The organism is Wolbachia endosymbiont of Cylisticus convexus, assembly GCF_003344345.1.
Genome location: NZ_QPIP01000211.1, coordinates 1 through 3,418, shown reverse-complemented (window position 1 = coordinate 3,418; position 3,418 = coordinate 1). Strand labels below are relative to the sequence as shown.

The 3,418-nt window shown below is 33.7% G+C and carries 2 protein-coding genes and 1 pseudogene; 2 read left to right on the top strand and 1 reads right to left on the bottom strand.

Features of this window, described 5'->3' with window-relative positions:
- Positions 1–106 precede the first annotated feature (106 nt).
- Entirely contained in the window at positions 107–1,054 is a 948-nt protein-coding gene (locus Wcon_RS10510; protein ID WP_063630491.1) for an IS110 family RNA-guided transposase, read from the top strand.
- Between the two features lie 227 nt (positions 1,055–1,281).
- Positions 1,282–1,725 (top strand): annotated as a pseudogene (locus tag Wcon_RS10505) (transposase); the annotation flags it as partial.
- Positions 1,726–2,276: 551 nt separating this feature from the next.
- On the opposite strand, the gene Wcon_RS10500 reads toward Wcon_RS10505, so the two are convergent.
- Entirely contained in the window at positions 2,277–3,296 is a 1,020-nt protein-coding gene (locus Wcon_RS10500) for an IS110 family RNA-guided transposase (RefSeq protein ID WP_114517104.1), read from the bottom strand.
- Positions 3,297–3,418: the final 122 nt, after the last annotated feature.

Genomic DNA, 3,418 nt, shown 5'->3' with positions numbered 1-3,418 from the left:
ATCAAGGTACACTAGCCCTATCTCTCGATACGTTTGAATAGTTGTGTGGGACATACATATGCACCCGTTTACAATCTTAAATTAACTAAAACTAATCGAGGTTATTATGATTACATCTTATCAAAATTTTATTGGCATTGATATCGGAAAATTTAAAAATGTTGCTGCAGTTCACAACCAAAAGAACACTATCAAGTTTGATAATAATGCTGCTGGTTGGCAACAATTGTTTCAAAATTTTTCAAATATTCTACCTAATTCTTTTGTAACTTTGGAAAATACAGGAAAATATGAGCTTGGCTTAGCACACTTTCTGGTTGATAAGAATGTTGCTGTACATCGAGCTAATACTCGCAAAGTAAAAAGCTTTACCTTATCTCATGGAATTTTAGCAAAGTCTGATCAATCAGATGCAAGAGCCCTTGCTCAATATGGATTTGAGCGTTATAGTACTCTATCTCTATTTGTGCCTATGTCAAAAGAACAAACAGCCTTAGCTGCACTTTGTCAACGTCGTGATGACCTTACACAAATAAGAGCTCAAGAGAAATGTAGACTGAAAGCACCTGAAAACGACTATATAAAAGAAAGTTGCCAAAAAACTATTGACTTTTTTAACAGTCAAATAGATGAGCTCAATGATGCCATACAAAAAATTATCGATGAGAATCCAGAGTTAAAAAAGCGCCAAAAAATCATAAGAACAGTACCAGGAATAGGTAAAAAGTTATCACAAGATTTTGTATGCTTGATGCCAGAACTTGGCTACTTAAGCAGGCAAGAAGTTGCTAGTCTTGCTGGAGTTGCCCCGCATCCAAAAGAAAGTGGTAAAGCTATTGGTTATCGCAGAATAAGTGGTGGCAGAAGGAACGTTCGTGAAAAGCTTTTTACATCTGCGATGGCTGCTTCAAGGACTAAATCTGCACTTGGTGCTTTTTATTCTGCTCTCATTGGTAGAGGTAAAAAGAAGATGGTAGTCATAACAGCTCTAATGCGCAAAATTATAGTGATTGCTAATGCAAGGCTTAAAGAAGCAATTAACGCAAATTTTTAAAATCTGCATAAGAAAATAGGTTAATGAATATGCGCGCCACACAAATTTAAAGCACATATTCATTAATCATAAGATCTAAGCAGTGGTAGTTGTTTGATATAAATTTCTTTCTGTAATGAACTAGGGTTTTTATTGCCAAAAATACGTTTTTCAATTGAATAAGAATACAAAACTATAAATAAGAGTTGTAATAAGACTAAATTCAAAAAATTTTAAAAAACATAGTTGATGAGCTAATGGAATTAGTCGATAAAAATCAAGAGCTTAAAAAAAAGTATATGTCAATAACTAGTATACCTGGTGTAGGTGCAATAACAGCTATTACTTTTATTTGTTATTTACCCGAGCTTGGAACTCTCCAACATAAAGAAATATCGAGCCTTTCCGGAGTTGCACCTTTTAATCGAGATAGTGGTTCCAGTAAGGGAAAAAGGTGTATTCAGGGTGGTAGATCACAAATTAGAAAGGTTTTACATATGTGCATTCTTAGTGCGCAAAGGTACAATTCTTATATAAAAATCTTCTTTGATAGGCTATACAATCAATATAAAAAACCATATAAAGTTACCTCTACTGCTGCAATGAGAAAATTACTTATCCTTGCTAACTCTTTAGTAAGAGACGGTAGACTGTTTACTGAGGAGTATAGCCCTAAAACTGCTTCTATATAGCAATAGCATAGCTGTGAATAAGTTCTCTAATTGCATAAGTTCTCTAATTGCATAAAAGTCAACAATAATTTTTTGTATCATGAAAAATATTTTTTGATGTAAAATTCAGCTCTAATACAACCTTTTATTTATTATTGTATTATCTTATTCAATCAAAAGAGGTTTTATTGGCAATAAAAACATCAACACTAATTTCCAATTAATCTCTTTTAAACTATGTAGCCAATGAATATGTGGATAAATACGTCCACACAAACTTAAAGTATTTATCCACATATTCATTAAGCTTATAAAAACTAAGGTATCATTCTTTTCCTCTATAGTCTTAATGATTTTACATAAGTTAAAAGTAGCATGCTTCCATTGTTCTCTCCGCGGTCTAATATGGCTAATTTATATTGTAGCCAAGCCGCACTATACTTGTAGGCGGAAGTGGACGGCAACATGTACGCCACGAAGTCTATGCTTCAACTTATCCTCTTGCTTATCCCTTCCATCGGCATTGCTATCTTTACTTTCAGTAAAATTATTGTTTTATACTTCTTTAGTGTTTATTGATAGCAAAACTCTTTTCTATCGATTAGCATCTTGTGCATAATCACGGCTAATTTTCTTGCTACTGCAACAATTGCTTTTTTCATGCCCTTTTTCTTTTTAAGCTTCAATCCCCAGCTTCTTAATTTAAATGTCCTTTTACATTTTACCAGTAAGACCTGCGCGGCTTCATATAACATATTCCTACAGTCCACTGGTCCCATTTTTGATATACTTCCGTGTCGATCAATCTCACCAGAAGCGTACTGTCTTGGACTTAATCCCATATAGGCTCCAACTGTATAAGATGTTTCAAACCTATGCAGATCATCTATTGCAGCTTTATATGTCATTGCTACTATAATACCAACTCCTGGAACAGTAGTTAATAATTTACAATCCTCATCTTTTTTGCTTTGTTCTGAGAGCATTTTATCAAGTTTTCTTGTTGATTCTTCTATTATTTCTAAACTATGTACTAATGATTCAATTGAGGTTTGGCTAATTTCATCTAGATTATTAACCATTTCTTGCACTTTTAAAGCAAAGTTTGCAGAACTAAGACGTTGATTAACTTTTATCCCGTATATTTTCAGTAATCCCCTTATTGTTCCCGCAATTTGCTCTCTGCAACGTATTAATTGTCTTCTGCTTCCAAGTATTATTTTAACCTGACAAGCTTCGTCTGATTTTACTAATACCTCCTTAAATAGCCCAACTCTCATCATTTGTGCTATGCCTCTTGCATCATTTTTATCATTCTTATTGATTCTCGCAGATAATGCTGCTGCCATATGCCTTGCATCTACACAAGTTACTGGTAATCCAAGATTCCTCAACTCTTTGCACATCGATATTGATAATTGCCCGCTTTCTATTCCTATGGACTCGTATTTTTTGTTTTGACCAAGCAGAAACTCAGCTATTGCACTGCTTTCACTTGCAACAACCCCTTCTTTAACAATTTTTCCTTTCTCATCAATGATACTAATAAAAGTTTCTTTGAGTGAGACATCTAACCCGCTATAATGTTTCATGAGACTACTCCTACTGTAAAAGTTTAAATTATTCTTGAAGAACTAATTCATTGAATTTGTTACTTCGTGCTAAAATAATGGAGTATGTCTCTCCATCATTCAATAGCAATTACAGTATGTAC

Excerpts from the sequence above, each read along its gene's own strand:
- Wcon_RS10510 (WP_063630491.1), top strand. The coding sequence starts at position 107 with ATGATTACATCTTATCAAAATTTTATTGGCATTGATATCGGAAAATTT.
- Wcon_RS10500 (WP_114517104.1), bottom strand. The coding sequence starts at position 3,296 with ATGAAACATTATAGCGGGTTAGATGTCTCACTCAAAGAAACTTTTATT.